The sequence below is a fragment of the Larkinella bovis genome (assembly GCF_042655385.1).
Taxonomy (GTDB): domain Bacteria; phylum Bacteroidota; class Bacteroidia; order Cytophagales; family Spirosomataceae; genus Larkinella; species Larkinella bovis.
The window spans coordinates 345,025-371,637 of record NZ_JBHSMA010000001.1 but is presented as its reverse complement, the minus strand read 5'-3'; the positions used below and the strand labels follow the sequence as shown (position 1 = coordinate 371,637).

Here is a 26,613-nt window from a genome sequence, read left to right as displayed (position 1 = left end):
CCTGAACTTCGTACCTTTGTCGTTCTTATTTTTCAGTTAATTTTTATCCATTATCGCAAGGCTTTGAACCTTGTCAGATAAGTTATGAGCAAACACGGACGCATTTTGGTCGCCATGAGTGGCGGCATCGATTCCTCCCTGGCAGCGGTTCTGCTGCACGAAGAAGGCTACGAAGTCATCGGCATGACCATGAAAACCTGGGATTATGCCTCCTCCGGCGGGACGAAAAAAGAAACCGGCTGTTGCAGCCTCGACTCCATCAACGACGCCCGTAACATCGCCGTCAACCTCGGTTTTCCGCATTACATCCTCGACATTCGCTCCGAATTCGGCGACTCGGTCATCGACCACTTTACGGGGGAATACCTGGAAGGCCGGACACCCAATCCCTGCGTTTTGTGCAATACGCACATCAAATGGGATGCACTGCTGCGCCGGGCCGACCGGCTGGATTGTGAGTCGATTGCGACGGGCCATTACGCCCACATCCGGCAGGTGAACGACAACAGCGCGGCCAACGGGCGGTATGTTATTTCCAAAGGCGTCGATACGCTGAAAGATCAATCCTACGTCCTCTGGGGCGTTTCGCAGGAAAGCCTGAGCCGGACTAAACTGCCCTTGGGGCACCTCCGGAAATCCGAAATCTACGCGATGGCCACCGAACGCGGTTTTACGGAACTGGTCACCAAGTCGGAATCGTACGAAATCTGTTTCGTGCCCGACAACGATTACCGGGGCTTTCTGAAACGGCGCGTTCCGGGGCTGGAACAGTCCGTGGCCGGGGGGAACTTTATTCTGGAAGACCCACTGACCGGCACCCGGAAAGTGGTCGGCAAACACGAAGGCTACCCGTTTTACACCATTGGACAACGCAAAGGGCTGGGTATTGCCTTCGGCTACCCGGTTTTTGTAACCGATATTCGGAAAGATACCAACGAAGTCGTACTCGGCATCGACAAAGACCTGTACCGCGACGGGATGGTGGTCAGTCGGCTGAATCTTCAAAAATACGCATCGATTGAAAAACCGCTCGAAACCGTGACGAAAGTGCGGTACAAAGATCCCGGTACACCCGCCCGGATTTCGCAAACCGGTGACCAAATCGAAGTCCTGTTCGAACAGGGCGTTTCGGCCATTGCACCCGGACAGGCTGCGGTTTTTTACGAAGGCGAGGACGTTATCGGGGGCGGCTGGATCATGAAAAGTTTCCGCCAGGCCGACGGTGGCGCCGAAGCGGATCCGTTTTCGATGCCCGCCATCCGCCCGGCAACGCGATAAGCCAGGCATGGAGCCAGCCATTCCGAACGGTGAATGGCTGGCTCCATGCCTGTTTTCCACCTGCGGCTGAAAGTCCGCGGTGGCCGCGCTTCTGTTTGCCTGCTTTGGGAATGTACGGCCAACTGTTTATTTTCGTTTTTCACCAACCCGGTCTTATGCGCTCCCTCTTCCCTCCTTTCTCAGTTCGTCACGCTCTTTTTTTATTGCTTGCCCTAGCAACAATATTTCTAAATTCCTGCCAGAAAACAGCGGAGCCTTTGCGGATCGGGCGCGAGTATTTCCCGCTGGAAACCGGCCTTTTCCGGATTTATGACGTAACCGAACAACGGTTTTCCCTCAACGGGCCGCCCACCACCCACACCTACCAGTTGCGGGAACTCATCTCCCAGTCGTACGACGATCCGTCGATCGGGACAAGCTTCCGCGTTGAACGCACCCGACGGGCGAACGATCTGGACAACTGGCAGCCGGATTCCGCCCGCACCGTCCGGCTCTGGGAAGACCAGCTCATCCAAACCGAGAACAACATTCCGTACGTCAAACTTATTTTTCCGGTGATGCCGCAAAAATGGGACGGAAATGCATATAATGCGTTGGGAGAAGATGAGTACCAGCTACGCCATACCGGGCAACCGCTAACCGTTCTGAATCAGTCTTTTGCCGAAACAGCCACGGTTGTCCAACAAAATGATTCGACGCTGGTTAACCAGGATAAACGGCTGGAAGTGTACGCCCGAAACGTGGGCCTGATTTACAAGGAAACCGTTCAATTGCAATTCTGTTCTGCTTCGCCCGCCTGTGTTGGCAAAGCGCAGATCGACTACGGTTTCCGCCAGTATCTCCGGCTGCGTTCGTACGGAAAGTTATGAACGGATGCGTAGATTTAAAGATGCTCTACTCTCAACCCCATGCTACACCTCTGCTGGACCTTATTGAATAGTGGACTCTTTGTTTTCTTTCTGGTCATTTGCTTTCGGGCTACCAAGCTGATTCGAAAAAAATGGGATTTTTTGCAGCCGTTGTTTTTGTGGCAGGACTTTTTTCGGCAAACTCGTACCGCAACGGTACTTTTCCGGAAAATAAGCCAATGAAAACAGTCGGTGTTATCCCGGATAGTAACCTGGTACCGGGCTTACATCGTATTAGCTACCGCATCATCGACAAAAACCGGGTAAACCGAATTGAGCTGACGGTTGAAACCGGCCTCAATTCGACTTCCGGGAAAATCTCTGTCGTAGCGGCCAGTGCCTACCTGTTTGGTTCGACAAGCGGCTTCCGCTGGGAGCCGATACTTCTAGCCGCTGAAGCAACGAAAGACCAGGAAATAACGTACCGTGTATCAGGAACACTCAACTGGAAATTATTCGGGGTGACTGTTTATAATGAGCCTAAACACATAATTGGCACTCTGGAAATTAAGGCCATATGAAACAACGTTTGCTATTCCTGCTCCTTCTGGCGACTGGAAGTTTGTCGGTCGAGGCCCAAAACCGCAAATACCTGGTGCTTTTGAAAGACAAAGCCAACACCCCCTACTCCATCAGCCGCCCGCAGCAGTTCCTGTCACCGAGGGCCATTCTGCGCCGGGATCGTCAGGGTCTTGCGGTACAGGAAAAGGACTTGCCGGTCAATCCGGCCTACGTAACGGCCCTCCAGCAAACCGGGGCCAGAATCTGGTTTACCTCCCGCTGGGCCAATGCGGTGCTGGTGGAGACGACCGAAACCAATCTGGCTGCGATTCGGGCACTGCCTTTTGTTGCCGGGATCGAATCCAACCGTTCCATCGGGAACGCCCGGATCGGTTACTCGCAATTCGCGTCCGATCCGCGGAGTAACAAACTCGAACAGGCGGACCCCAGTCTCTACGGCAACGCCAGCGAGCAGTTGCTGCAAATCGGGGTCGATAAAATGCACGCCCGGGGTTACCACGGCGAAGGCATGCTGGTGGCGATTCTGGATGCCGGTTTTCGGAACGCCAATCAGGTACCGTTTCTGAGTTATCTGTTTCAGGAAAACCGGGTGATCGGAACGTATGATTTTGTCCGGAAAGAAACCAGTGTGTACGAAGACGACGCCCACGGCCTGCAAGTCCTTTCCATCATGGCGGGCTATCAGGAAAATAAGCTGGTGGGCCCGGCATACAAAGCGTCTTACCTCCTGCTCCGGACCGAGGACGCGGCAACGGAAACGCCCCTTGAGGAAGTTAACTGGCTTCTGGGGGCCGAATATGCCGACAGCACCGGGGTTGATGTGATCAATTCGTCGCTGGGTTACACCACGTTCGACGACCCCACCCAAAACCATACCTACAACGACCTCAACGGCCAGACCACCCTGGTCAGCCGGGCCGCCCGCTGGGCTTCCGAAGCCGGTATGCTGGTGGTGGTTTCGGCGGGCAATGAAGGCAATGACCCCTGGCGGTATATGGGTGCTCCGGCCGACGTAGCCACGGTTTTAGCCATTGGCGCCGTAGACCGGAACGGGAACAAGGCCGCGTTCAGTTCGTATGGCCCGACGCCCGACGGCCGGATTAAACCAGATCTGGTCGCCCAGGGGGCGGGTACAACCCTTGGCTCAGCCACCGGCTCGATTTCAACCGGAAACGGCACTTCCTATTCGTCTCCCCTGGTGGCAGCTTTAGCCACCGGATTCTGGCAGGCCAACCCCCGGCTGACGGTTGCTCAGGTCATTGAATGTCTGCGAAAATCGGGCAGTCAGTTCGCCACGCCCGATAATGAACGGGGCTACGGGATTCCAAATTTTGAGCGGGCCTCAGCCATTGCCGCCGAGTCTTATTCCCTATTGATTTACCCGAATCCGTTCACCGGTGCCGACCGGCTAACGGTTCAGTGGAACGAAATTCCGCTGAATCAGGTCATCGATGCGACCCTTACCAATTCGGCGGGTCAGGTGGTCTGGCGGCAAAACTATTCGTCAGATCGGGCGATTCATGTTTCCCTGCAACCCTTGAGTCTCTCGCCGGGGCTGTATTTTCTGACGCTTTCGAGCCCTACTACGAAGCGGACCGTGAAATTGATGAAGAACTAACCTATCAAAAAATGAAGCTGACCGTAAGTCAGGGTGATATTACAAAATGCAAGGTTGATGCCATTGTCAACGCGGCCAATTCGAGTCTGCTGGGTGGTGGCGGTGTCGACGGGGCCATTCACCGCGCGGCTGGCCCCGAATTAGTGACCGAATGCCGGACCCTGAACGGCTGCCAGACCGGTGATGCCAAACTAACCGGCGGGTATCGGCTGCCCGCTCCATACGTCATTCATACGGTTGGGCCGGTCTGGAACGGCGGAAAAAACCGGGAGCCCGAACTGCTGGCTAGTTGTTACCGCCGGGTGCTGGAAATTGCTTCCGAGCGTGCGTTAAAATCGGTGGCATTCCCCAACATCAGCACCGGCATTTACGGTTTTCCGAAGGAGAAAGCCTGCACCATTGCGCTGGAAACCGTCCGGAATTTTGGGAAACAGCAGCAGACCTCCGTCGAACACGTGCAGTTTGTCTGCTTCGATGACGAAAACTACCGGCTTTATCAGCAGCAGCTCGCCTGATTCGCGTTACCGGCCAAACCGGTACCAATACAGTTCGCTGGCCTTTTTCCCCACTAACACGTCCCGAATCAGTTCGGCCGCCGTCACGCTGAACGTAATGCCGTTGCCGCCAAACCCCAGGGCAAAGTAACTATGCGGAAAAGCCGGGTGTTCGCCGATATACGGCAACCCGTCTTTGGTTTCGCCGAAAGTGCCCGCCCACACCTGGTCCGGCACCAACCCCAGGTCAGGGTACAGCTCCCGGATCTGGCTCATTAGCATTTCCTGTTTTACCCCAATCAATTTGTCGCGAAGGGCTGCATTTTTAAAGGGTTCATCACCGCCCCCGACCAGTACCCGCTGATCATCGGTGGTACGTAAATAAAGGTACGGACGTTGTGTATCCCACAAAAGAATCGATTGTAAGCCGTCGGGAAGCTTCGGCAACGGTTCACTCACCAACGCAAAGGTGCTTTTCAGCGTAACCACTTTTTCCGGTAGCATTTCCTGCGCTTCATAGCCGGTGCAATACACCACTTTCCCGGTTTTAATCAGCGCCAGGTCCGTCGTCAGCAGCCGAACGCCGTTGGGTTCATAATCCGTCGATTGAATTTCAACGTGATCGAAAACGCGTAAACCCTTCGCGACCGCAGCCCGGAACAGATCGTGCGTAAACCGGTACGCATCCATTTCGGCGGCATCCGCCGAACAGATAGCCGCCACCGACGCCAGCCCAAAGCGTTTCCGCAGCCGCGCCCGATCGAGCCATTCGACCTTAAAACCGTGTTTCCGCCGGACGTCAAATTCGTTTCGCAGAAACTCCTCATCTTCCTGAACGGCCGCCAGGTATAGACTTTTCTTGCGCTTAAAACCGGCTTTGCTTTTCAGCGTGCGCACCAGCGCTCCCACTTTGCCAATGGCATCGCGGCACGACTCGTAGGCGCGAACGGCGCCCTCCTCGCCAATCATCGGAATCAGCTGGTGCAAAGCCGTGTCAATTTCGTATTGCAGCATGGCCGTACTGGCCGCCGTGCTGCCCGTACCGACGTCCCGCTTGTCAATCACGACCGTATCAAAACCGGCCTGAACCAGCGAATACGCCATGAGGGCCCCGGTAATACCGCCCCCCACAATGAGGACCTCGCAGGATATGGAATGAGTTAATGAAGGGTAAGGTTGTAACAAGCCGTTTTTTAACAGCCAGAAAGGTTCGTGAGAGCGTACGTTCATAGGGGTGGTTTGAGAAAAAAGCCGGGAGCCAGTCAGGACCGGAACGGGTCTTCCGATACGATTATGTCCCTCTGCTGCCTATAACTACCGAAATCCAGCCAGAGTTTGCCGCAACAAAAAACCACCCCATTACTGAGGTGGTTTTTCCGGTTGGTTTTCTTAATTCCCAACGCTTTCGTCTGCTTCGATTCGGGTGGCGACTTCCGGTTTATTCGCAGCGGGCTGCGGGTTGACCATCCGGTTCTGCTGTTTATAATTCCGGCTGGCCAGCGAAGCGGGGGTAGCCGGAACGGTAATGGCCGGGTCACCAATGCCGCCCCGGCGCTGTTGCTCGCGGTAACTGGCAATGTTCTGCGGTTTTTGTTTCCGACGCCGGAATTCAATGCCGTTTTCAGGTTCCCACTGCCGGGCAGCGGCTGCTTTGTTAGGATGTTTATAATTCGCGGTGGAATACGTCGGATCGCTTTTCAATTTCTCCTGCGCCGTCGCCGGAATAGCCATAGCTACCGCTAGCAGACCGAGGCAGGTCTTCGTTATCGATTTCATAATTGCCTGTGGTTTTGTTGTATTTTGAAAACCGCCGGGCAGTTTTCGCAGGCAATATAACACGCTACAGTATAACTATTCTTTTAGTTTTTATCTTTTTTCTTAAAATTCATGCGTAATATTGATTTTTCGGTCGTCAATTCGGCAATTCTATCACAATCGACCCAGCGAATCGCTTTGGTTTCGCGGGTTTGCCTAAACGGCTGATCAGGGGGCGCTTCCAGCAAAAACCGGATGTCGTAGTGCAGGTGTTCAGGTTCCGTTCCGCGGGCCGGAATCCGGTGAATGTCTACGTCGAAAATGTCCGGACCGACGGCTTGCAGGGAAGAAAGCCCGGTTTCCTCCTGCGCTTCCCGCAGCGCCACCCGCAGGAGATCCGGATCGCCATCGGCATGCCCGCCGGGCTGAAGCCACCGATCAAGTTTGGCATGATGGATCAAAACGACCCGCTGCCGATCCGGGCTAACCACCCAGGCCGAACCAGTTACGTGGCCAATAGCCAGGTGGCGTTCGAAACAATCGGGGTGTTGCGTCACAAATTCGATGGTCTGGTCCCGCATCCGACGCTCCTGTTCGTCGGTGGGCTGATGCTTATCCAGGAGGGAAAGCAACGGTTGTCGGTGCATATGATGAAAAGAAACTTGATTTATACCGCAAAAAAACCGCAAATTCGTCCTAAGTTTACTACGACGTACAATTAAATTAACATCATGAAACACGCTTCTATCCTGTCCATACTGCTTTTTGTTACCCAGATCGGTATGGCTCAAATCAAATTGCCGCAGCCCAGTCCGGGTGCAACGATCATGCAAACGGTTGGCACCACCGATTTTACCGTAGTCTATTCACGGCCCAGTCTGAAAGGCCGGGCGGCCTTGGGCAATCAGACTCCCCTGGCTCCGCTGGGCCAGCTCTGGCGAACCGGGGCAAATGCCGCCACTACGTTTAAAACGACCACCGATGTACGGGTGCAGGGCCAGAAACTTCCCGCCGGAACCTATTCGGTGTTGACCATTCCCAACCAGACAGAATGGACGCTCATTTTCAACAAAAACCTGACGGCTACTGCCGAAGAAGGAGCACCGAATGGCTACAAGAAAGAAGAAGATGCCCTGCGGGTACAGATCAAACCCGAAAAAGTAACCCGGCCGTATCAGACCTTTACAATCGGTTTCAGTGACCTGACCGACAGCACGGCTAACCTGAGTTTTTACTGGGCAGATACCCGGGCGACGGCCAGTCTCTGGGTGGATGTGAATGCCAATGCCCAGGCTAACATTCTGAAAGCGGTGGCCGAAAAACCGGAAGATGCCGGGGTTCTGCAGGCGGCAGCGAACTGGAATCTGGCCAAAAACCGGAATCTGGATCAGGCACTGGCCTGGGTCGATAAATCAATCGGCCTGAAAGAAACCTATTCGAATCTCTGGACCAAGGCGCAGATTCTGTCCAAAATGGGAAAAGTGGCCGAAGCCTTGCCCCTGGCGCAGAAAGCCCTGGTCGTGGGCGAAGCGTCAAACGATCCGATTTTCCGCTTCTTCAAAGAGGGCATCCAGAAAGGCGTTTCTGAGTATCAGTCACTCATTCCCGCGGCACCGGCCAAAGCCATCAAAGGAAAAAAGAAGACCTCATAAGTCCGGCGTACGGCCACAAAAACCGCCTTTGGATCTTTCCGAAGGCGGTTTTTGTTTGCCCTAAACTCACTCCTTCGCACCAGCTATTTCCCGCGCGGGCAACAGCCTTTCGAGCAGCCAGGCAATGGCAATCAGGAGCACGCAGCCAATGACGTTGAGCCACAGGAAGGCGGTCAATTCTTCGAGCCAGCACCAAACAACCAGCCCTTCGGTAATAATGGCGGCCCAGAAGGTTGCCCTCCCGCGGATGGTTTTGAAATAAAAAGCCACCAGAAAAATCCCCAGAATGACGCCGTAAAACAGGGATCCCAGAATATTCACGGCCTCGATCATGCTCCCCAATTTGCTGGCAAACTGGGCGACAATGATGCAGAAAATCCCCCAGATTACCGTGGCAACCTGCGACGCTTTCAGGTAATGACCGTCGGAATAATCCCTGCAAAACAGGCGTTTGTAAATATCCACGATCGTCGTCGAGGCCAGCGAGCTGTAGGCAGCCGCAATCGATCCCATTGACGCGCTGAAAATGACGGCAATCAGCAACCCGATCAACCCGTGGGGCAGCACATCGAGGACAAACCGCAGAAAAATATAGTTGACATCGCTCGTATCGCCGACCGGATTGTTTTTCTTGATCAAAGCTACCACCTGGCTTTTAACCCCCTTCGCCTGCTCGTCGGTTTGGGTAATGATCGCTTTACTTTGCGCAACGGATGCCGAATTCTGGTCCGAAATGGCTTTGTTCAGCGTCAAAACCGCCTGCTGCCGCCGGGCCGCAATCTGCTCGTGTTCTGCTTCCAGCTGGCGGTACTGGCTAGCATACGGGCTTTTCAGCAGTTGGTCGGTTTCTACCTTATTGAAAAAAACCGGTGCCGGGTTGAACTGATAAAATACAAATACCAGAACGCCCACCAGCAGAATCAGAAACTGCATGGGCACCTTTAACATGCCATTGGCCAGCAACCCCAACCGGCTTTGGCCAACCGACTGCCCCGTCAGATACCGCCCCACCTGTGACTGATCCGTTCCGAAGTACGATAATTGCAGAAAAAAACCGCCAATGAGGCCCGACCACAGGTTATACCGGCTATCGGGATCAAATTTGAGATCGATTGTATTGAGTCGTCCGGCTTTTCCGGCGACCTGCAGGGCATCGATGAAGCCCACATCCGGCGGCAGCAGATGAACCGTCATCCAGCCCGCAATAAACATCGCCCCGGTGACAATCACCATTTGTTGCAAATGCGTATACGAGATCGCTTTGGTGCCGCCCGTTACCGTATAAACCAGGACGATTCCTCCCATAATGATGTTCGTCCAGAAGATATTCCAGCCCAGAATGGTCGAGAGAATAATCGAGGGGGCATAGATGGAAAGCCCGGTAGACAGACCGCGTTGCAGGAGAAACAGCAAGGCCGTAAAAACCCGTACCCGGGCGTCGAACCGGGATTCGAGGTATTCGTAGGCGGTAAAAACCTTCAGCTTGTGAAAAATCGGCACAAAAGTGACGGCCAGCACCACCATCGCCAGGGGCAGCCCGAAATAAAATTGAACAAACCGCATGCCGTCCGTAAAACCCTGCCCCGGTGCCGACAGAAACGTAATGGCGCTGGCCTGCGTGGCCATCACCGACAGGCAAACGTGGTACCACGGTAACGATTGATCGGCCAGCAGGTAATCGTCCATGTTACGGCTCCCCCGGCTGCGGATGACCCCATACACGACGATGGCGGCTAACGTACCAACCAAAATCAGCCAGTCAAGACTACTCATGAAAAATACCGCATAAGCCCGTAAAACAAGATAATTTCAAGCAGCAGGCTGCCAATGACAATCGCGTATAACTGGCGCCAGGATCGGACAAATGGCGGCAAATCGGAGGGCGGCAGGGACATCGGAAGCGGTTGGTTAGGCATCTTATTTTTTTACGGCAACGAAAAAAAGGGAACTCTGGTATGTTATTTCCGCAATCTGCTCCGGCCGGTTTTTGAAATCTTCGGACTAAAGCATAGTTTGCAAAATCACTTCTACGCATACGCGCCAAGATACGGTCAAATATGGAAATCTCATCCTTAAAAGATACGGAGCAATCCGTTTTTGGGTTGAACGGCAAGGTAGCCCTGATTACCGGAGCCAGCAAAGGCATCGGCGAAGGCATCGCCCGTCTTTTTGCCCGGTTCGGTGCCAGGGTAGTTCTTAGCAGCCGCCGGCAAAGCAGCCTTGACGCGGTGGCCGACGATATCCGAAAAACCGGCGGAGAAGCCACTGCTATTGCCGCCCACACGGGCGATCCGGATCAATGCCGCGCTCTGGTGGAAAAAACCGTCGCGCGCTACGGCGGGATTGATATTCTGGTCAATAATGCGGCTACGAACCCGGTTTTTGGCCCTGCACTCGACTGCGATCCCGGCGCATTCGACAAAATCATGCAAATCAACCTCAAAGCGCCGTTTGAACTCAGTAAACGGGTGTATCCGGTTATGAAAAACCGGGGGGGCGGCAGCAGCATCATGCTGAGCAGTATTGCCGGCGAAACCCCCGATCCCGGTTTGGGTATCTATAGCGTGAGCAAAGCGGGCCTGAACATGCTGACCAAAGTACTGGCCAAAGAATGGGGCCCCGACGGTATTCGCGTGAACGCCATCTGCCCGGGTTTGATCAAAACCAAGTTCAGCCAGGCCCTCTGGCAGGACGACGCTACGCTCGCCCACTTCACCCAGCGTCTCCCCATTGCCCGCATGGGGACAACCGACGAAATCAGCCCCCTGGCCCTGTTTCTGGCATCCGACGCATCGACCTATTGCACGGGCAGCCTTTTTCATGCCGACGGAGGAACCTTGATTTAAGGCGCATTCCTTTTCCATTTCGGCGAATTTCCCAGGGGTTTACTTGGCCCCGAATCCGGGAAGACGCCCGATACTCTCCCTATACATACTTGGACGTAGACTTCTTCCCTGATCCGGCTTTTACTATATGCTTTTTTCCCATTTATATTTTATTCTCTGGCTTATAGGGATCGGATTATTAACGGCTGGTTTATTTCTTCCCCCCGTTTCGCTGTTCAAACGGGATTCGGTATTTTTCGGGTTATGCGTTCTCTTTCTGGTTGTGCTCCGCCTGCCCAGCATGGTTTACAACCAGCAATTGAATCCCGATGAATCCCAGATGATTACCCAGGCAATTACCTTACTCCAAAATCCGGTTTACTGGGATTCGGTGGATGGGACGACGATCGGTCCAATCAATAGTTATCTGTTGGTCTGGCCCGGGTTATTCGGTTGGCCCATCACCTATTTTACCACTCGTTTAACCGGCACCGTTCTGATCGGTTTTATTCTGTTGTTTTTGTTTGCGGGCCTTCGGCGAGTAGTAGCCCCCCAATCCGCCCGGATTGCCTTAGTAGTGCTGGTTTTATTTTTCTCGTATGTCATTCATTTCGACTTTTTGCACTACAGCAGCGAGTTGGCCTCGCTGGTTCTGCTCACACTCGGATGGTATTATTTTATTCGGCTTCAGGCGCCTTCCGGCTTCTCCAACCAGCGCCTTGACGGGCTATGGGCCGGTTTCGCCCTCGGCTGTGTCCCTTTTGCAAAACTGCAAAGTATGCCCTCAGCGGCTTTAATCGCCGTCGCCATCCTGGCCAGTCTGTTTTTCCTTCGACCTTGTCAACACCGGGGTATCAATCCGCCGGTTTGGTTCATCCTGGGCTTAGCACTGCCTACGGGTTTTGTTGTTGGCTGCTGCTACTACTTCGGAGTGCTGAACCGCTTTTACACGTTTTACATCCAATCCAATCTGTTCAATTACGGCGAATACAACCAATATTTATATCCCGCCACTCGGCTCTCCTTCTGGTCCAAAACCCTTCGCCTACCCGTTTTTTTTCAATCGGAAACTACCTTTCTGCCCTTTTTCCTTTTCGTCCTCCTTCTTTCGGCAGCCACTGTTTGGATTATCCTGATTAAACGGCAGCCCCTTTTACCCGGTAAGCGATGGATTGGCTGCTGGTCGGTTGCCTGGCTGGGAGCGTCTCTCTATTCGGTCGTCAAACCTGGCACCGAATTTACGCACCACCTGCTGCTGCTGGTCCCTTCGCTTGGGTGGTTGGGCAATCTGGTTATCGACCAGTTTTTATCCCTGCAAACCGCCCGGTATCCTGTAATTTTTCCCCGGTTGTTTCTCCTTGGCAACCTCTTCTTTTTCGGAAAAACCGCCATACAGTTTCGGCAGAATCCGGTTGCCACCAATTATTATCTTTACGCTACCAGAAATCCGGCTCACTTCCCAAACAGCCGGGTTTCCGATGTACTATTGCACTATGCCCGGCCCAATGACCGGTTAGTCGTCTGGGGCTGGAACATGACCTACCATGTCGAAGCTCAACTCCCTCAGGGCACGAGCGAAAACCATAGCTTTCGAAGCATTGTGCCACACTCACTGCGCCGGGCCTACCAGGAAAAATACATGGAAGACATCACGAGCACGCAACCGACGCTCTTTGTGGATGCCACCGGTCCCAACAGCCTGTGGATGACCGATACGACGGTTTACCGTCACGAGAACTTTCCCGCCCTGGCTTCCTACATTTCAAAACAATACCACCAGGTGGCCGTTGTCGATCAGGTCCGGATCTACCTGCGGAATGACCGCGCAATGCGGCTTCAAACTTTCCTTCCCCCCAATTTGATGCACTGACGCTCCCCGTGGTTACTGAACGGCCACGATCCGGAACTCTGTCCGCCGGTTTTGCTGGTGTTTGTTTTCCGGGCAGGCTACCTCGTCCGTGCAGCCGTTCAGAATTTCGGTTTCGCCGTACCCCTGAGCACTTAGCCGGGATGGATCGATTCCGCGATTGGCCAGGTAATCGACAGCCGCGCGCGCCCGGTAGGTCGACAATTGCAGGTTATAGGCATCGCTGGCCCGGCTATCGGTATGCGACCGAAGCTCAATTTTCATTGCCGGGTATTTCTGTAGCAAGGTAACGACGTGATTCAGTTCACGGGCCGCATCGGGCCGGATGAAGAATTTGTTGTAGTCGTAATAAATATTCTTTAGTTCGAAAACGTCGCCTTCACCGTAAATTCCCTGTTGTTTTTCAATCAGTTTCGGATTTTTTCCCGCCTTCATTTTCGGGATCTGTTCCTGGTTGGCCGTATACCGGTTTTTCTGCGTGGTAAGTGTATACGGTGCGCCCGGTTTTACCTCAAACTCGTACTTCCCGTCCGCACCGGTCACCACTTTCTGCTCCGAATTGTCTTTATCATTCCGCAGGGTCACCGTCACGCCCGGCGCTGGTTGCTGGTTCACTTCCGTCTTGACGGTTCCTTTCACGAGGGTATTGTCGCTCTTTTCGAGATAGATAGAAAGCGTCATAATCGGCCGTTCTGACTGGGTCATGGTTGAAAACCGGAGGCTGTTGGCCGAATACCCTTCCTTGAACGCCTTAAATTCGTAATCGATGTTGGCATCTACGCAAAAACTGGTTTTCCCATCGACACCGGTAAACCGCAAATCCTGATTGACGCCCGCCTTCACGACCCGGACATCGGCCACCGCCAGCGGTTCACTGGTTTTGGCGTCGTACACGAAAATGTTCAGCTGCTTGCAGGTTCGCCGGAAACTGTAGATATTGTCGTCGCTGGCGCCCCGTTTTCGGTTGCTGCTAAAGTACCCGGACGTACGGTTCCGGGTCGTTATCAGGCCAAAATCATCCTTCTCGGAATTGATCGGATACCCCAGATTCTGCACGCCTTTAAACGCAATGCCTTCCCGCAATTCAGCATAAAACACATCCAGCCCGCCGAGTCCCTCGTGTCCGTCGGAGGAGAAATACAGGTTCTGGTTTTCGTCTATAAACGGAAACATCTCATTGCCCTCCGTATTCACTTCTTTGCCCATGTTGACCGGAGTGGACCACTGACCATCCTTGTACTCGACCACGTAAATGTCCGTTCCGCCAAAACCGCCCGGCATATCGGACACAAAATACAATCTGGTATCATCGGGCGACAATGCCGGATGGCCGACCGAATAGTCACTGCTGCAAAAGGGCAGTTCCTCCACTTTCTGCCAGTTTCCGTTGGCGTTTTCGGCGATGTACAATTTTAATTTACGAATGCCCTCGGTGCTTTTCCCGTTTTTCCCTTTGGACATATTGTTCCGGGTAAAGATGACGCGTTTCTGATCCTTGAAAAACGTCATGGGGCCTTCGTGGTATTTGGTGTTAAGAGTCCGGCTGAATGCCTCCGTTTTAGAAAGCGTTTGTACTTCCTGCGGAGCAGCCTCTACCGATTCGGAGGTCGTTCCACTCCCCCCCAGCGAAGCCGCCTGAGCCGCCAGGTCAACGGTTTTATGAAGTTCGGCCGTATCCGGAAAAAAATACAGGTCCAGAAATGGCGTTTGGTTCCAGCCAAAAACCCGCTTTACCGGGCCGGTTTCATCCCGTGCCGACACAAAGGCCAGTCCATTCTGGTAATACATGGGACTAAAATCGGCCTGTCTGGAATTGATGGGCAGATAGTCTACGCGATACGAGGAAGAATCCTGATAAAACCGGGCCATGTCCATGTAGGAAACCGTAAACTTCTGGCCCCGCAAATCCTCTTTTTGCTTCTCGCCGTATTTGCTGTACATCCGTTGTGAATCCCGGTATTTGCCGTTAGCAGCCAGACACTGGGCATAATACAGGTAATTCCGGGAGTCGGTTTCGGGAAACTCTTTTAGTAACTCCGCATAAATACGCTCTGCATTTTTGGTATCCTGCAATGCCCGGTAACTATAGGCCAGTTTCGTGAAGGCCTCCTGCACCTCGGTGGCCTCTCTGGCTTTATCCAGCTTCAAAAATTCCTCATAAGCCCGAACGGCATTCACATACGCCAGGTTTTCAAACTGTTTATTGGCCGCTTTCAGACGGGCACTCTGGGCCTGAACCGCCACTGTCGCAGTAACCAAAACCGCACTTAGCAGGATCCGTCGTAAATAGTTCATGGTAAAATGAAAGGGTTACTTCCAGAAGACCACAAAATAAATGCCAACATTGCTTGTACAACAGCAAGCCAGCAAGAGGTTTCGCAAAAACCTGAACCCGTTAACCGATCAGGAATGGAACTTCAGGGGTAATCCATGTCCCCTCATTCCACAAAATGCTGTTCAATTTTCAGAATTTGCCGGGTTTGGTCGGTTATCCGAAACCGATCATCCGGTCGGTACCCAATCAACCACACGATCTGATGATTGGACATCAACACGATGGCTGCCCGCCTTTCGGCCACGGACACCTTTCGATTCGTCAGAAAATCACCCACCGACTGGCTCCCCTTCAACCCAAGGGGGCGAAAGCGATCGCCCTCCCGCCAGGGGCGGATGCGCAAGGGCCAGGTCAATTGCTCCGCATCGAAACAGCCGATATGCGGATCCGAAGGAATCCGAAAACCCGGTGTGTGCTCCAATTGCTCAATGCGTAAAACATACTGCGTTCCCACTTTGATTTCGGACCGGGTCAACTCGTTCAGAACCAGCTCCGGAAGCACAGTTGGGTGCCGCGATTCGATCACCAGAAAGCCCCGGTCCCGAACCACCGTGTGGGTATCGGAGTAGAACACCTGCCCAAACCCCGCCGACCGAACCGCTTCCACGATGGGGCCCATCCGGGCGTATTGAAAACCGTACGGTTTTAGCCATTCCGACAAGCGAAACGCCCATTCCGGCAACTGAGTGAGGGGTTGAATCGGCAGGGCAACCCCATCCGGGCGGTTTTCAGCCAGCGCTTGCCAGGAACTGGCCAGTTCCTGATCAACCAGCTTGTCCGCCGATTGCAGGCGTTCAACCGTAGTCTGTAAGGTTTGTAACAAACTGGGATTCAGATTTTTGAAAATTGGAACTACCTGATGACGAAGCTGGTTCCGGCGGTAATAGTCCGATGCGTTGGAACTGTCTTCGCGCCAGGAAAGCTGATGCTGTCGGGCGTATTGTTCGATCGACAACCGATCCGCAAACCACAAGGGCCGGATAACGCGTCCCTGCCGAACCGGAATGCCCCGCAAGCCCGTAAGACCGGTTCCACGCACGAGGTTCAGCAGCACCGTTTCAAGAACGTCGTCCTGATGATGGGCAGTAGCAATATACTGATAATCAAACGAAACGGCCACTTCTTCAAACCATTCATACCGCAATCGACGGGCGGCCATCTGGATGGAAACTCCTGTCCTGTCAACCTCCGCTTGGGCTTCGAGTGGCCGGGTATGAAACGGAACCTGATGGCGCTCCGCCAGCGATTGCACGAAAACTGCATCCCTTTCGGACTCATCTCCTCGCAATCGGAAATTTGCGTGGGCAATCCCGTATTGAAAACCGGCTAACCGAAACAGTTCCGCGAGCACCACCGAATCCAGCCCACCGCTGACTGTCAACAGGACGCGCTCCGCCGGATCAAAAAGCTGCTGTTCGCGAATAAACCGGACGAATTGCTCACGCAGCCGCTCCTGTTTCCCGGATTTTGATTCATTTGTAGCCATTGCCCTCCGATCGGCCGTTATGACGATCCGAACCCGAACAAAAGTACAGAAAATTCTCCATGTGCCTTGTTACCGCCCGTCTGGCAACAAAATCAACGATCAGGCTGCGACGATAACGTTCCGAATAGCAAAAAATCCCGGTTTACAAAACCGGGATCAGGAACAAGTCATTAGTGGATTATGCGGTTAAAGCGGCTGCACGACGCCGAAAAAGCGAACGTTAGCTAAGCGACCTTTTACGAATATGAGGAACGATTTCAATGGATTTTCGGTCGAAATGGCTGGATACTTGACCCGCCAGCCATTCGTCCAGCTGCATTTGGGCACCGTATTCGTTATAGGCCGTGTAGATTTTTTTAGCAAAAACAGTGCCTTTCTTCGTATAAACTGTGCATTTAAATTTTTTCCGGTCTTTGGGATTAGGTAGTGTGACGGGTTTCAAGGTTTCCATGAGCAAAAAGAAAGAAGGTCAGAGAAAAGGTTGCTAGTTCCTGGTCAGGAGATCATACCGCGGGGTATTCCACGGGGATTTACCCAATGAATTGGTAAAATTGTTAACAATTGTTCCTAATCGGTAACAACTTTAATGCAAAAATTGAACCAGAAATCTAAGTAATAATGACATTTTTTCCTGCCAGGATCCATTTTTTTTCGAACAAAGCCCGAATCAATTTTCGGATAACTACCCATGTATGCCAGCTTTTCTTTCGGTCGGATACCGTAGGCACCGCGCCCGGATGATTTGGTCCAGACGGATGGCGGATAGTCGTTCTTTTTTAAAGAAAGCCCCGAAATGTAATCAGTTATCCCGAAATGTTGTTCTGTTAAGAAAGGTTAAATAACCGCAACGTATAGCCGGTTTTACCTGAAAGGTCTAATTTTGTGTCTTGGATTTCCTGAGCCTGCATTAGAATCCTTCCGGGTCGGCAAAACAGAACCGCATCGGAAACCGGCTCAGAAAGATTTTTTATCATGCATCGCAACCCTTTGTATAAAACGTGCGTCTTTGGTAACAGAATGGTAGACCGACTCCTGGTTTTACTGCTGGTTTTGTGGGCCGGTCTGGCAACCGCCCAGGTCAACAATTCCCCGGCGGGCGGCACGGAAGAACTCGTCATTCTGAAGCATTCCGACCAATTGGAAGGGTTACAGTCGGGAACGGAAGAGATTCGAAAGCTGACCGGTAATGTGCGGCTGCAGCACAAGAACATGCAGATGTACTGCGACCGGGCGGTCCAGAACCTGAGCACCAACGTTATCGAAGCCTACGGGAATGTGCGGATGGTGCAGGGAGATACGCTGAGCGTCAGAGGAGATACGGTTTTTTATTTCGGAGCCAGCCGGCAGGCGAATGTCTCCGGTCGAACGGTGATTCTGAAAGACCGGAAAATGACGCTAACGACACGAAAGCTGGAATACGACATGGTGAACGGAATCGCGCATTATCCGGTGAAGGGTCGCATCGTCGATCGCGAAAATATTCTGACCAGCCGGGAAGGATATTACAACACGCGGACGAAGCTCTTTACGTTCATTGAGGACGTAAAACTGGTCAATCCGAAATATACCCTGACCGCTGATTCGTTGCTTTATAACTCATTCAGTAAGATTGCGACGTTTCAGGGCCCCACCAAAATTGTGAGTAAGGAGGGCACGCTGATTGCCAAAGACGGTGATTACAATACGGTATCGCGCTTGTCGAACTTTCAGCGCCGGGCCACCATCGAGACGGAAAAATATACGCTGACCGGCGACACGCTATATGGAAATAATGCCAATGATTTTTACACCGCCCGGGGCAACGTTATTCTGTTTGCAAAGGGCGACAAAACCATTCTGACGGGCGATTTTGGTCGATACAACCGAAAAGCCGGCGTCGCCCGAATGACGGGTCACGCGCTCGTCAAGAGCATATCCAGTTCCGACACGCTGTTCATGCGGGCCGATACGCTCTGGTCCTTTGAGTTACCGAATCCGAAGCGTATCCAGGGCAGCAAAACCGCTGACTCGACGTATCGGAGGCTGATCGGGCACAAAAATGCGCTGGTGTTTAAAAACGATATGCAGAGTAAATGTGATTCCATTGTGTACGAAACCGCCGACTCCACGATCTTTTTTTACCGGGATCCGATCGTCTGGAGTACCAATTACCAGATGGAAGGCGATTCGATCACGGCTTTGATGAAAAATAACCGAATCAACAAAATGTTACTTCGGGGTCATTCTTTCGTCATATCACAGGATACCCTGCAAAATTTCAACCAGGTGAAAGGCCGGACATTAACCGCCTATTTCGCCTACGACCGGCAAAAAGATCGATCCGACATTGACCATGTCGTGGTGGAAGGCAACGGAGAGAGTCTTTATTTCGCGGTCGATGATCACAATAAAATGGTCGGCATGAACCGGGTTTTGTGCAGTAAAATGACCATTCGGTTTGTCGATCGAAAGGTGAAGAAAATTAGTTTTTACGGCCAGCCGGACTCAAAGCTTGTGCCGCCGAAAGAACTGAAAGAGAGCGACAAACGGCTGGATGGTTTTAACTGGCGGATTGCGGAAAAACCGACAAAAGCCCGCGTAACCGGCCAACCGGAAGCAACCGGACAGCCCGTGGTTTCGGACACAAAACCGGGGAATAAACCGACAACGGCAGCCCCCGCCGACGCATCAGCTACGATCAGAAACGAAGTGCCAGCAAGCAGGTCCACTCTGAAAAACCTGATGCGGCCGAAACCGGATCAGGCCGCCGTCGAGACGATGTCGGCCACGAAAAAGAACGAACCCGGGCCGGTGGCTGACGAAAAAAAAACAACCGTTGGTGGAGCAAAACCGGCTCAGCCCGGCCCGACGAAACCGCCTGCGGCACCGGAAGCAAGCCAGCCGGAAAAGGTGTTGATTAAGAAGCCCGTCCGGAAAGCCGGGAACTGAACCGTTAGTGGAAATTTTTAATAAAAATTCTGTTTTCCGTTAAACCTTTGAATACAAATCAGGTTCTAACTGACAAAAAAGGGAATTAATGACAATTTTTTGAGGAAGCGGACGTTGACTTTCTCGTTTTTTTAAATATGTTTGTGATGGGGTATTATATCCACCCAACTACTGAATGAATAGTTATGAAACAACCTGTACGTTTATATGCCTGGTTAGTCGGCCTGGCACTTCTGGTATCGCAGAGTCTCCTGGCTCAAACCGATAGCAGCAAACCCCAAAGCCGGCTGGAGCTGGGAAAAAAACCAGCGACACCAAATCATGCCATTCCCTCGAAGTCTTTCTCCTTTTTAAAACAACATTCCGTTACCAGCCTGGATCGCGGAGATGCCATTCATAAGAATACGGCGATTAACCAATTTTACCGCAATCAATTCCTGAATGCCGCAGCCAGCCGGACTCCGGCCCGGACTGCCACCGCCGAAACCGGCACCCTGACCGTTGCCGAAGCCCGGCAATCGGCCGAAGAAGCCCGGAAAGCGGACGACCGGATGTATGCCAACGAAAAAATAATCGTATCCAACATCTACCCCAACCCGGCGAACGAAAGCGCCGAAATCGACTATCAGATTTCGGGCAATGTCAAAGATGCCAAACTTGTCTTTTATAACGTCTTGGGTGCTCAGGTCGGAGAATATATACTGGACAAAAACGAACGAAAAATCCGGATTGCCACCAGTGAAATGAATTCCGGCATGTATTTTTATCAATTGTCGCTGGACGGTAAAAAGATTGCCACTAAAAAATTAATGGTTAGTCATCAATGATCCGATTGGCTATCCCGTAAGCAGTAGGCAGATTCCTGTTTACTGCTTATTTTTTGCCCCCCATCCCCTTGGCTCCGCACTATTTACGAAACGTAATCGTTAGTCTTACAGAGATTTTTATTAATTTTGCAGCCTTATGCAGCATTGTTGGAAAGCAGGTACGTTAGCGCTTTTAATTCTTTTGTTTTTTGCCTCCTGCAGCCCCTTCCAGAAATTACAGAAGAAGGGCACGGATGAAGAGAAATATAAAGCCGCCGTTTCGTACTTCAAGAAAGGAGAGTTTTATAAGGCCGGACTGTTGTTCGAAGAGTTGATTCCGATCCTGAAAGGAAGTACGGAATCGGAAATGGCTCAGTTTTACCGGGCTCACTGCGAATACCAGCAACAGAACTACCAGTTGTCGGCATTTCACTTCAAACAGTTTTATGAAACCTTCGCGCGAAGTGATTACGCCCACGAAGCGATGTATTTCTACGCGCTTTCCCTCTTCAAGGATTCGCCCAATTACAATCTCGATCAATCCAACACGCTGACGGCCATGGCCGCCTTGCAGGACTTTATCAATGCGAATCCGCAAAGTCCGTTTCGGCAGGAATGTACGGACTATATTCAGGTTCTGCGGGATAAACTCGAACGGAAGGCCTATGACAAGGCCAAACAGTATTACAAAACCAGTGCGGCCAACATTGCCAACTACCGCTCGTCGGTGGTTTCCATTACCAACTTCCTGCGGGAATATCCAGACTCCAAATACAACCAGGAACTGGCGTACCTGCGCGTTGACGCCCAATACCACCTGGCCAAAAACAGCTTTGCCGATAAGCTGAAGGAACGGCATCAGGATGTTGTTACCTATTACCTGGCCCTGGTTGACAAGTTTCCGCAAAGTCCGGACCTGAAAAAAGCGGAACGGATGTATTCGGACAGCCAGAAAGAGCTGGAAACGATCGCCAATCTGGAAAAAGAAAAGTTAAATCAACAACAAAAACCGGCCAAAGTAACGGCGACAACGGCGAATTAATCCATCGGTTTTCAGGACCTGCGGGCCCCAAACCAGTATCTGAAACTTTATAACTATGGCAAATAATCCTTCTATCATCACCCGCGACACCGACAAGATTGCGGCAGCAACGGGCAACCTGTACGAATCCGTATCGATTATTTCAAAACGGGCCCGGCAGATTTCGAGCAAAATGAAAGAAGAACTGAGCAACAAGCTCTCCGAATTTGCATCGGCCGTCGATAACCTCGAAGAAGTGTTCGAAAACCGGGAGCAAATCGAAATTTCCAAATATTACGAACGTCTTCCCAAACCGACGACCGTGGCGACGGATGAATTCCTGGAAGGCAAACTGCAATGGCGCACCGTCGACGAAGAAACGACCAGTTCCTTGTAAGCAAGCGATCCGACCAGTAACCGACCGGGGAAATACGGCGGACACCAAGAAAATCGCAGCAGCGAACGTTCTTTGTGTTCCCTGGATTTCCCCGGTTTCTTTTGGGTTTGTATTTTTGTTATTATGGCCATTTTGAGGGGTAAAAAGATCGTTTTAGGGGTAACGGGCAGCATTGCTGCGTATAAATCGGCCTTGCTGATCCGGTTACTGGTGAAAGCCGGGGCCGAGGTGCAGGTAATTATGACCACGGCCGCGAAGGACTTTATTACCCCGCTGACGCTGGCAACCTTATCGAAACGGCCCGTCCTCTCGGAGTTTATAAACCAGTTGGCCGGCGACGGCCAGTGGAATAATCACGTCGATCTGGCCCTGTGGGCGGATCTGATCGTTATTGCGCCGGTTTCGGCCCATACGCTGGCCAAACTGGCCCACGGTTTTTGCGATGACCTGTTATCGGCGGTTTACCTGTCGGCCAAGTGCCCGGTTTTTCTGGCACCGGCCATGGATCTGGATATGTACCGCCATCCGGCAACCCTGGACAATCTCCGCAAGCTGGAGTCGTTTGGAAATTTCCTGATTCGGGCAGAACACGGCGAACTGGCGAGTGGCCTGGTTGGCGAAGGGCGGCTGGCAGAACCGGAACACATCCTGTCGGATCTGGAACGGCATTTCATGCACCGCCCGGTTTTCCGCCATAAGAAAGTACTGATTACCGCCGGCCCGACGCAGGAACCCATCGATCCGGTTCGGTTCATTAGCAATCATTCGAGCGGCAAAATGGGGTACGCCATCGCCCGCGCGTTTGCGCAGGCGGGGGCGGAGGTAACACTGGTCAGCGGGCCGACGGTTCTGCCTCTCCCCGATCCGACGATCCGGCGCATTTCGGTGCGGTCGGCCCGGCAGATGTACGAAGCTACGGCGACCGAATTTTCCGGCGCGCATATCGTGGTGCTGGCGGCTGCCGTAGCGGATTATACGCCCCTGAATCCGGCCGACCAGAAAATCAAGAAGAAAGAAGCGGTTTTTGCGTTGGAAATGACCAAAACCGTCGATATTGCGGCAACGCTCGGCCAGGAGAAAAGGCCGGATCAGATTGTTGTGGGGTTTGCCCTGGAAACGAATGATGAACTGGCCAATGCGAAGGCCAAACTCCGGGCCAAAAATTTCGACTTGATCGTCCTGAATTCCCTGCGCGATTCGGGAGCCGGTTTTGGGCACGATACCAACAAAATTACCGTTATTGACAAAGAGGAACGGGTCTATCACTACGAGTTAAAATCGAAGGACGAAGTGGCCGAAGATTTGCTCCACCTCGTTCAGGAACAGCTTTCGATGGTATGAAGATTCAATCCTTGCTTTTGATCATGGCGGTGAGCGTCGGTTTATCGGTCCAGGCAGCGCTGGCGCAGGAGCTCAACTGCCAGGTGACGGTGAACTTTAATCAGGCCCAGTCGTCTCAGGTAACCGATCGCTCCATTTTCCCGCAGCTTCAGGGATTTATAACCGACTTCCTCAATAACCGCCGTTGGACCAGCGATGCCTTCAATCCGGAAGAACGGATCAATTGCAAACTGATCATCGACATTCTGAAGGTTCCGGCCCAGAATTATTACGAAGGCCGGGCCCAGGTGATTGTGATGCGCCCGGTTTACGGCAGTAACTACGAGACGGTGACCCTGCGGTATATCGATAATGCCTTTAATTTTCCGTACCGGCTGAACGACCCGATGTATTATAACGAAAATGCGTATTCCAGTGAACTGACGTCCCTGCTGGCTTTTCACGCGTTGATCATCCTCGGAATGGATTACGATACCTTTGGCAAACAGGGGGGGAAACAGTTTTTCCAGCGGGCCTACAACGTGATGACGCTGGCCAATCAAAGTGTGGGGGGCGGTGCGTGGGGGGCGCAGGGCGACATCCGAAACCGGTATTGGCTGATCGAAAACCTGCAAAGCCAGCAATTCATTCCGTACCACGAAGCACTGTATACGTATTACCGGCAGGCGCTGGATACCTTTACCGCCAATCCGGCCGGTGCCCGGCAGCAGGTGCTGGACGTGTTGACCACGATTCGGCAGGTTAGCCAGCAACGCCCCAATTCGGTGGTCATCAATACCTTTTTCGATGCCAAAGGAGAAGAACTCCTCAACATCATGAATGAAGGATCACGGGATGAACGGCAGAAGGCATTTACCCTTTTGTCGACGCTCGATCCGGCCAAAACAGAAGTTTACCGAAAGTTACTCAGATAATTCATGGGTAAGCGTTTAATTCGCATTCGGACTACGGACCTTTTCAACAACAGGATAACCGATCCCGACCACCGTCTGATCAACTCGGAACTGAACGTGGTTTTTCGGGACGGACGCACCCTGCATGGCCGGCTGACGGGCGTTCAGGGTACGGAATTGTCGGTACGCGATAACCGGGGCCACAGCCATACCGTTCCGCTCCACACTGTTGACGAAATCATCCTGGACGAAAAGGCGCCTTTTTAGAATTTTGTTATGCTCTCGCATCTGCTGATAAAAAATTACGCCCTGATCGAACATCTGGAAATGGACCCCGCTGCCGCCCTGAACATCATTACGGGTGAAACAGGCGCGGGCAAATCCATCATGCTTGGCGCGATTGGCCTGCTGATGGGAAACCGGGCGGATGTGAAAGCCCTCTACAACCCGGATGAAAAGTGCGTGATCGAAGGGGTTTTCAGTGTGGCGGGTTACCTCATCGAGCATTTATTCGAGGAAGCGGATCTCGATTACGACAGCACCTGCGTGGTCCGCCGGGAAATCAGCCCGAGTGGCAAGTCGCGGGCGTTCGTGAACGATACGCCGGTTAACCTCGAATTGCTCCGCCGGGTAACCAGTCATTTGATGGACATTCACTCCCAGCACGATTCCATCCTGCTGGGCTCGAACGAATACCAGCTCGAAATTGTCGATACCTACGCGCAGAACGATGTCCTGCTGCGGCAATACCGGGCTGATTACCAGACTTACCGGCGTAAACTGGAAGCCTACGAACAGCTCCTTGCCGAGACGGCGCAGATGAAAAAAGAGTTTGATTACAATCATTTTCTGTACGAAGAATTACAGAAGATGGGATTGCAAGCCGACGAGCAGGAATTGCTGGAGCAGGAATTAACCATTCTGGAAAACGCGGAAGATATCAAGGAACGGCTTCAGTTGTCGTCGGATTATCTGGACAATGCGGAACAATCGATCGTCGTCTATCTGAAAAATGTTGTCAATAACCTCAATTACGTCACCCGGTTAACGGAGCGGTTTAGCCAGCTTCGGGACCGGGCCCAAAGCGCCCTGATTGAACTGCGCGACCTGGCCAGCGAAATCAGTACGGAAGAAGATCATATCGAAACCAATGATGTCCGGGCGGAAGCCATCCGGGAACGCCTGAATCTGATTTATCTGTTACAAACCAAGCACAGTGTCAAAACCATTGCCGAGTTACTAACGATTCAGGCTGATCTGGAACAGAAAGTCAGTAAAATTCTGAACTCTGACGAAGAACTTAGTCTGGCCAAAACCGAAAGCGAAGCCGCTTTGCAGCAACTGATGGCCAGCGCCGAACGGTTGTCGGTTTCCCGCCGGGAAGTTAGGCCGCAGATTGAGCAGCAGGTCGGCACGCTCTTGGCAGACCTTGGGATGCCGAATGCCTCGCTGAAAATCAGTGCCGAAACCGGTAAGCCGACCAGCAACGGCATTGACACGATTTCGTTTCTGTTCAGTGCGAACAAAGGCGTTAAACCGCAGCAATTAAAGAATGTGGCCTCGGGCGGTGAATTTTCCCGGCTGATGATGGCCATCAAATACATCCTGGCCAGCAAACGGTCGCTGCCCACTATCATCTTTGACGAAATCGACGCCGGCGTTTCCGGCGAAATTGCCGTCAAGATGGGTAATATGATGCGGGATATGGCGCAGACGCACCAGATTATTGCCATTACCCACCTGCACCAGATTGCCGCTCAGGGCAAAGCGCATTACTTTGTGTATAAAGACAACTCCGGAAACCGAACGGTCAGCCGGGTGAAAAAACTTACGTTTAACGAACGGGTGCAGGAAATCGCCCAAATGATTGGAGGGAATAATCCCTCCGCCAGCGTCCTGAAAAACGCGAAAGAATTGTTGTCCCAGAAGGTTTAGGCCCGCTCCGACATCTCATTTTTTGTCATAATCCCATTTACACCATGAAACGTTTTTTTAATTCCATTCTCCCCATCGGTTTTGTCATCCTGGGCCTAGGTTGCCAGTCAGCTAACGAGAAGACAAGCATCGAACAACTTCAGGAACAGGTCATGATCGTCCACGATGAAGTGATGCCGAAGGACGAAGTTCTGATGACGCTGAAGGAGAAAATAACGCAGCGTATGGATAGTTTATCCAAAATCACCCCGGCTCCGGCAGACCTGAAGAGCCGCCAGGAAGAAAGTATCGTCATCAATCAGGAATTGACCGATGCCAGTACCCTGATGTACGACTGGATGAATCAATACAAAACGGATACACTCAAAGGCATGGACAATGCACAGGCCAAAGCGTATCTGGATGCCCAATTGCAAAAAATCAACGTCGTGAAGGAGAAAATAAATGGCGGAATTGACCAGGCGGAGAAATTCCTGGCGAACTAAGTGTGTTGAATAAATGAGTCCGATGTCACGATTCAGGTCATGGCCTGTTTCTTAGTCCACTTTTCAG

Annotated in this window: 24 protein-coding genes; 17 read left to right on the top strand and 7 right to left on the bottom strand. The window is 52.3% G+C overall.

Going from position 1 to position 26,613, the window contains the following annotated elements:
* Positions 1-84: 84 nt before the first annotated feature.
* From mnmA to ACFPMF_RS01525, 5 genes are all read left to right on the top strand, one after another.
* The gene (gene mnmA / locus ACFPMF_RS01545; protein ID WP_379840665.1) at positions 85-1,278 is read left to right on the top strand and encodes a tRNA 2-thiouridine(34) synthase MnmA; all 1,194 of its coding nucleotides are present in this window, start codon (positions 85-87) and stop codon (positions 1,276-1,278) included.
* A gap of 257 nt (positions 1,279-1,535) precedes the next feature.
* Positions 1,536-2,147 (top strand): hypothetical protein, encoded by a 612-nt coding sequence (locus tag ACFPMF_RS01540; protein WP_379840664.1) that lies wholly within the window; start codon positions 1,536-1,538, stop codon positions 2,145-2,147.
* 131 nt (positions 2,148-2,278) lie between these two features.
* Positions 2,279-2,707: a hypothetical protein gene (locus ACFPMF_RS01535; protein ID WP_379840663.1), complete on the top strand. Its 429-nt coding sequence runs from the start codon at positions 2,279-2,281 to the stop codon at positions 2,705-2,707.
* On the top strand, positions 2,704-4,326 hold the full coding sequence (locus ACFPMF_RS01530) for a S8 family serine peptidase (protein WP_379840662.1): 1,623 nt from the start codon (positions 2,704-2,706) through the stop codon (positions 4,324-4,326). Before ACFPMF_RS01535 ends, ACFPMF_RS01530 begins: the two co-directional genes overlap by 4 nt.
* Before the next feature lie 11 nt (positions 4,327-4,337).
* Positions 4,338-4,841, top strand: coding sequence for an O-acetyl-ADP-ribose deacetylase (locus tag ACFPMF_RS01525; protein WP_379840661.1), 504 nt, complete (start codon positions 4,338-4,340; stop codon positions 4,839-4,841).
* Between the two features lie 6 nt (positions 4,842-4,847).
* Here the strand turns inward: ACFPMF_RS01525 and ACFPMF_RS01520 are convergent, their stop codons facing one another.
* The 3 genes from ACFPMF_RS01520 to ACFPMF_RS01510 form a co-directional block, all read right to left on the bottom strand.
* Positions 4,848-6,050, bottom strand: coding sequence for an NAD(P)/FAD-dependent oxidoreductase (locus ACFPMF_RS01520; protein ID WP_379840660.1), 1,203 nt, complete (start codon positions 6,048-6,050; stop codon positions 4,848-4,850).
* A 159-nt stretch (positions 6,051-6,209) separates the two neighbouring features.
* Entirely contained in the window at positions 6,210-6,596 is a 387-nt protein-coding gene (locus ACFPMF_RS01515; RefSeq protein ID WP_379840659.1) for a hypothetical protein, read from the bottom strand.
* 83 nt (positions 6,597-6,679) lie between these two features.
* Positions 6,680-7,222, bottom strand: a complete 543-nt coding sequence (locus ACFPMF_RS01510; RefSeq protein WP_379840658.1) for an NUDIX hydrolase — start codon at positions 7,220-7,222, stop codon at positions 6,680-6,682.
* A gap of 84 nt (positions 7,223-7,306) precedes the next feature.
* Between ACFPMF_RS01510 and ACFPMF_RS01505 the strand changes: the two genes are divergently transcribed.
* Entirely contained in the window at positions 7,307-8,227 is a 921-nt protein-coding gene (locus ACFPMF_RS01505; RefSeq protein WP_379840657.1) for a DUF2911 domain-containing protein, read from the top strand.
* A 66-nt stretch (positions 8,228-8,293) separates the two neighbouring features.
* On the opposite strand, the gene ACFPMF_RS01500 is transcribed toward ACFPMF_RS01505, so the two are convergent.
* Positions 8,294-10,000 (bottom strand): sodium:solute symporter family protein, encoded by a 1,707-nt coding sequence (locus ACFPMF_RS01500; protein WP_379840656.1) that lies wholly within the window; start codon positions 9,998-10,000, stop codon positions 8,294-8,296.
* Between the two features lie 284 nt (positions 10,001-10,284).
* On the opposite strand from ACFPMF_RS01500, the gene ACFPMF_RS01495 reads away from it, so the two are divergent.
* Together ACFPMF_RS01495 and ACFPMF_RS01490 are read left to right on the top strand one after the other, a co-directional pair.
* Positions 10,285-11,073 carry an SDR family NAD(P)-dependent oxidoreductase gene (locus tag ACFPMF_RS01495; protein ID WP_379840655.1) on the top strand — a complete coding sequence of 263 codons (789 nt, stop codon included), beginning with the start codon at positions 10,285-10,287 and terminating at the stop codon, positions 11,071-11,073.
* Between the two features lie 262 nt (positions 11,074-11,335).
* A complete protein-coding gene (locus ACFPMF_RS01490) occupies positions 11,336-12,922 on the top strand; it encodes a hypothetical protein (protein ID WP_379840654.1) in 1,587 nt (528 codons plus the stop codon).
* A gap of 12 nt (positions 12,923-12,934) precedes the next feature.
* On the opposite strand, the gene ACFPMF_RS01485 is transcribed toward ACFPMF_RS01490, so the two are convergent.
* The 3 genes from ACFPMF_RS01485 to ACFPMF_RS01475 all read right to left on the bottom strand — a co-directional run bounded on the left by ACFPMF_RS01485 (position 12,935) and on the right by ACFPMF_RS01475 (position 17,191).
* Positions 12,935-15,214: an OmpA family protein gene (locus ACFPMF_RS01485; protein WP_379840653.1), complete on the bottom strand. Its 2,280-nt coding sequence runs from the start codon at positions 15,212-15,214 to the stop codon at positions 12,935-12,937.
* 143 nt (positions 15,215-15,357) lie between these two features.
* Positions 15,358-16,740 carry a tRNA lysidine(34) synthetase TilS gene (tilS, locus tag ACFPMF_RS01480; protein ID WP_379840652.1) on the bottom strand — a complete coding sequence of 461 codons (1,383 nt, stop codon included), beginning with the start codon at positions 16,738-16,740 and terminating at the stop codon, positions 15,358-15,360.
* Between the two features lie 220 nt (positions 16,741-16,960).
* Positions 16,961-17,191: a hypothetical protein gene (locus tag ACFPMF_RS01475; protein ID WP_379840651.1), complete on the bottom strand. Its 231-nt coding sequence runs from the start codon at positions 17,189-17,191 to the stop codon at positions 16,961-16,963.
* A gap of 566 nt (positions 17,192-17,757) precedes the next feature.
* Between ACFPMF_RS01475 and ACFPMF_RS01470 the strand changes: the two genes are divergently transcribed.
* The 9 genes from ACFPMF_RS01470 (at position 17,758) to ACFPMF_RS01430 (ending at position 26,546) form a co-directional block, all read left to right on the top strand.
* Positions 17,758-19,668 carry an OstA-like protein gene (locus ACFPMF_RS01470; RefSeq protein WP_379840650.1) on the top strand — a complete coding sequence of 637 codons (1,911 nt, stop codon included), beginning with the start codon at positions 17,758-17,760 and terminating at the stop codon, positions 19,666-19,668.
* Between the two features lie 185 nt (positions 19,669-19,853).
* A complete protein-coding gene (locus ACFPMF_RS01465; RefSeq protein WP_379840649.1) occupies positions 19,854-20,495 on the top strand; it encodes a T9SS type A sorting domain-containing protein in 642 nt (213 codons plus the stop codon).
* A 136-nt stretch (positions 20,496-20,631) separates the two neighbouring features.
* Entirely contained in the window at positions 20,632-21,516 is an 885-nt protein-coding gene (locus ACFPMF_RS01460) for an outer membrane protein assembly factor BamD (protein WP_379840648.1), read from the top strand.
* A 55-nt stretch (positions 21,517-21,571) separates the two neighbouring features.
* Positions 21,572-21,892 carry a DNA-directed RNA polymerase subunit omega gene (locus ACFPMF_RS01455; RefSeq protein ID WP_379840647.1) on the top strand — a complete coding sequence of 107 codons (321 nt, stop codon included), beginning with the start codon at positions 21,572-21,574 and terminating at the stop codon, positions 21,890-21,892.
* A 123-nt stretch (positions 21,893-22,015) separates the two neighbouring features.
* A complete protein-coding gene (gene coaBC, locus ACFPMF_RS01450) occupies positions 22,016-23,233 on the top strand; it encodes a bifunctional phosphopantothenoylcysteine decarboxylase/phosphopantothenate--cysteine ligase CoaBC (RefSeq protein ID WP_379840646.1) in 1,218 nt (405 codons plus the stop codon).
* Entirely contained in the window at positions 23,230-24,147 is a 918-nt protein-coding gene (gene porD, locus ACFPMF_RS01445; protein WP_379840645.1) for a type IX secretion system protein PorD, read from the top strand. The genes coaBC and porD overlap by 4 nt, the downstream gene beginning before the upstream one ends.
* A gap of 3 nt (positions 24,148-24,150) precedes the next feature.
* Positions 24,151-24,393, top strand: a complete 243-nt coding sequence (locus tag ACFPMF_RS01440) for a hypothetical protein (protein WP_379840644.1) — start codon at positions 24,151-24,153, stop codon at positions 24,391-24,393.
* A 9-nt stretch (positions 24,394-24,402) separates the two neighbouring features.
* Positions 24,403-26,061: a DNA repair protein RecN gene (gene recN, locus ACFPMF_RS01435; RefSeq protein ID WP_379840643.1), complete on the top strand. Its 1,659-nt coding sequence runs from the start codon at positions 24,403-24,405 to the stop codon at positions 26,059-26,061.
* A gap of 44 nt (positions 26,062-26,105) precedes the next feature.
* Entirely contained in the window at positions 26,106-26,546 is a 441-nt protein-coding gene (locus ACFPMF_RS01430) for a hypothetical protein (RefSeq protein WP_379840642.1), read from the top strand.
* Positions 26,547-26,613 lie beyond the last annotated feature (67 nt).

Excerpts from the sequence above, each read along its gene's own strand:
- mnmA (WP_379840665.1), top strand. The coding sequence starts at position 85 with ATGAGCAAACACGGACGCATTTTGGTCGCCATGAGTGGCGGCATCGAT.
- ACFPMF_RS01535 (WP_379840663.1), top strand. The coding sequence starts at position 2,279 with ATGGGATTTTTTGCAGCCGTTGTTTTTGTGGCAGGACTTTTTTCGGCA.
- ACFPMF_RS01530 (WP_379840662.1), top strand. The coding sequence starts at position 2,704 with ATGAAACAACGTTTGCTATTCCTGCTCCTTCTGGCGACTGGAAGTTTG.
- ACFPMF_RS01525 (WP_379840661.1), top strand. The coding sequence starts at position 4,338 with ATGAAGCTGACCGTAAGTCAGGGTGATATTACAAAATGCAAGGTTGAT.
- ACFPMF_RS01520 (WP_379840660.1), bottom strand. The coding sequence starts at position 6,050 with ATGAACGTACGCTCTCACGAACCTTTCTGGCTGTTAAAAAACGGCTTG.
- ACFPMF_RS01515 (WP_379840659.1), bottom strand. The coding sequence starts at position 6,596 with ATGAAATCGATAACGAAGACCTGCCTCGGTCTGCTAGCGGTAGCTATG.
- ACFPMF_RS01510 (WP_379840658.1), bottom strand. The coding sequence starts at position 7,222 with ATGCACCGACAACCGTTGCTTTCCCTCCTGGATAAGCATCAGCCCACC.
- ACFPMF_RS01505 (WP_379840657.1), top strand. The coding sequence starts at position 7,307 with ATGAAACACGCTTCTATCCTGTCCATACTGCTTTTTGTTACCCAGATC.
- ACFPMF_RS01500 (WP_379840656.1), bottom strand. The coding sequence starts at position 10,000 with ATGAGTAGTCTTGACTGGCTGATTTTGGTTGGTACGTTAGCCGCCATC.
- ACFPMF_RS01495 (WP_379840655.1), top strand. The coding sequence starts at position 10,285 with ATGGAAATCTCATCCTTAAAAGATACGGAGCAATCCGTTTTTGGGTTG.
- ACFPMF_RS01485 (WP_379840653.1), bottom strand. The coding sequence starts at position 15,214 with ATGAACTATTTACGACGGATCCTGCTAAGTGCGGTTTTGGTTACTGCG.
- tilS (WP_379840652.1), bottom strand. The coding sequence starts at position 16,740 with ATGGCTACAAATGAATCAAAATCCGGGAAACAGGAGCGGCTGCGTGAG.
- ACFPMF_RS01475 (WP_379840651.1), bottom strand. The coding sequence starts at position 17,191 with ATGGAAACCTTGAAACCCGTCACACTACCTAATCCCAAAGACCGGAAA.
- ACFPMF_RS01470 (WP_379840650.1), top strand. The coding sequence starts at position 17,758 with ATGGTAGACCGACTCCTGGTTTTACTGCTGGTTTTGTGGGCCGGTCTG.
- ACFPMF_RS01465 (WP_379840649.1), top strand. The coding sequence starts at position 19,854 with ATGAAACAACCTGTACGTTTATATGCCTGGTTAGTCGGCCTGGCACTT.
- ACFPMF_RS01460 (WP_379840648.1), top strand. The coding sequence starts at position 20,632 with ATGCAGCATTGTTGGAAAGCAGGTACGTTAGCGCTTTTAATTCTTTTG.
- ACFPMF_RS01455 (WP_379840647.1), top strand. The coding sequence starts at position 21,572 with ATGGCAAATAATCCTTCTATCATCACCCGCGACACCGACAAGATTGCG.
- coaBC (WP_379840646.1), top strand. The coding sequence starts at position 22,016 with ATGGCCATTTTGAGGGGTAAAAAGATCGTTTTAGGGGTAACGGGCAGC.
- porD (WP_379840645.1), top strand. The coding sequence starts at position 23,230 with ATGAAGATTCAATCCTTGCTTTTGATCATGGCGGTGAGCGTCGGTTTA.
- ACFPMF_RS01440 (WP_379840644.1), top strand. The coding sequence starts at position 24,151 with ATGGGTAAGCGTTTAATTCGCATTCGGACTACGGACCTTTTCAACAAC.
- recN (WP_379840643.1), top strand. The coding sequence starts at position 24,403 with ATGCTCTCGCATCTGCTGATAAAAAATTACGCCCTGATCGAACATCTG.
- ACFPMF_RS01430 (WP_379840642.1), top strand. The coding sequence starts at position 26,106 with ATGAAACGTTTTTTTAATTCCATTCTCCCCATCGGTTTTGTCATCCTG.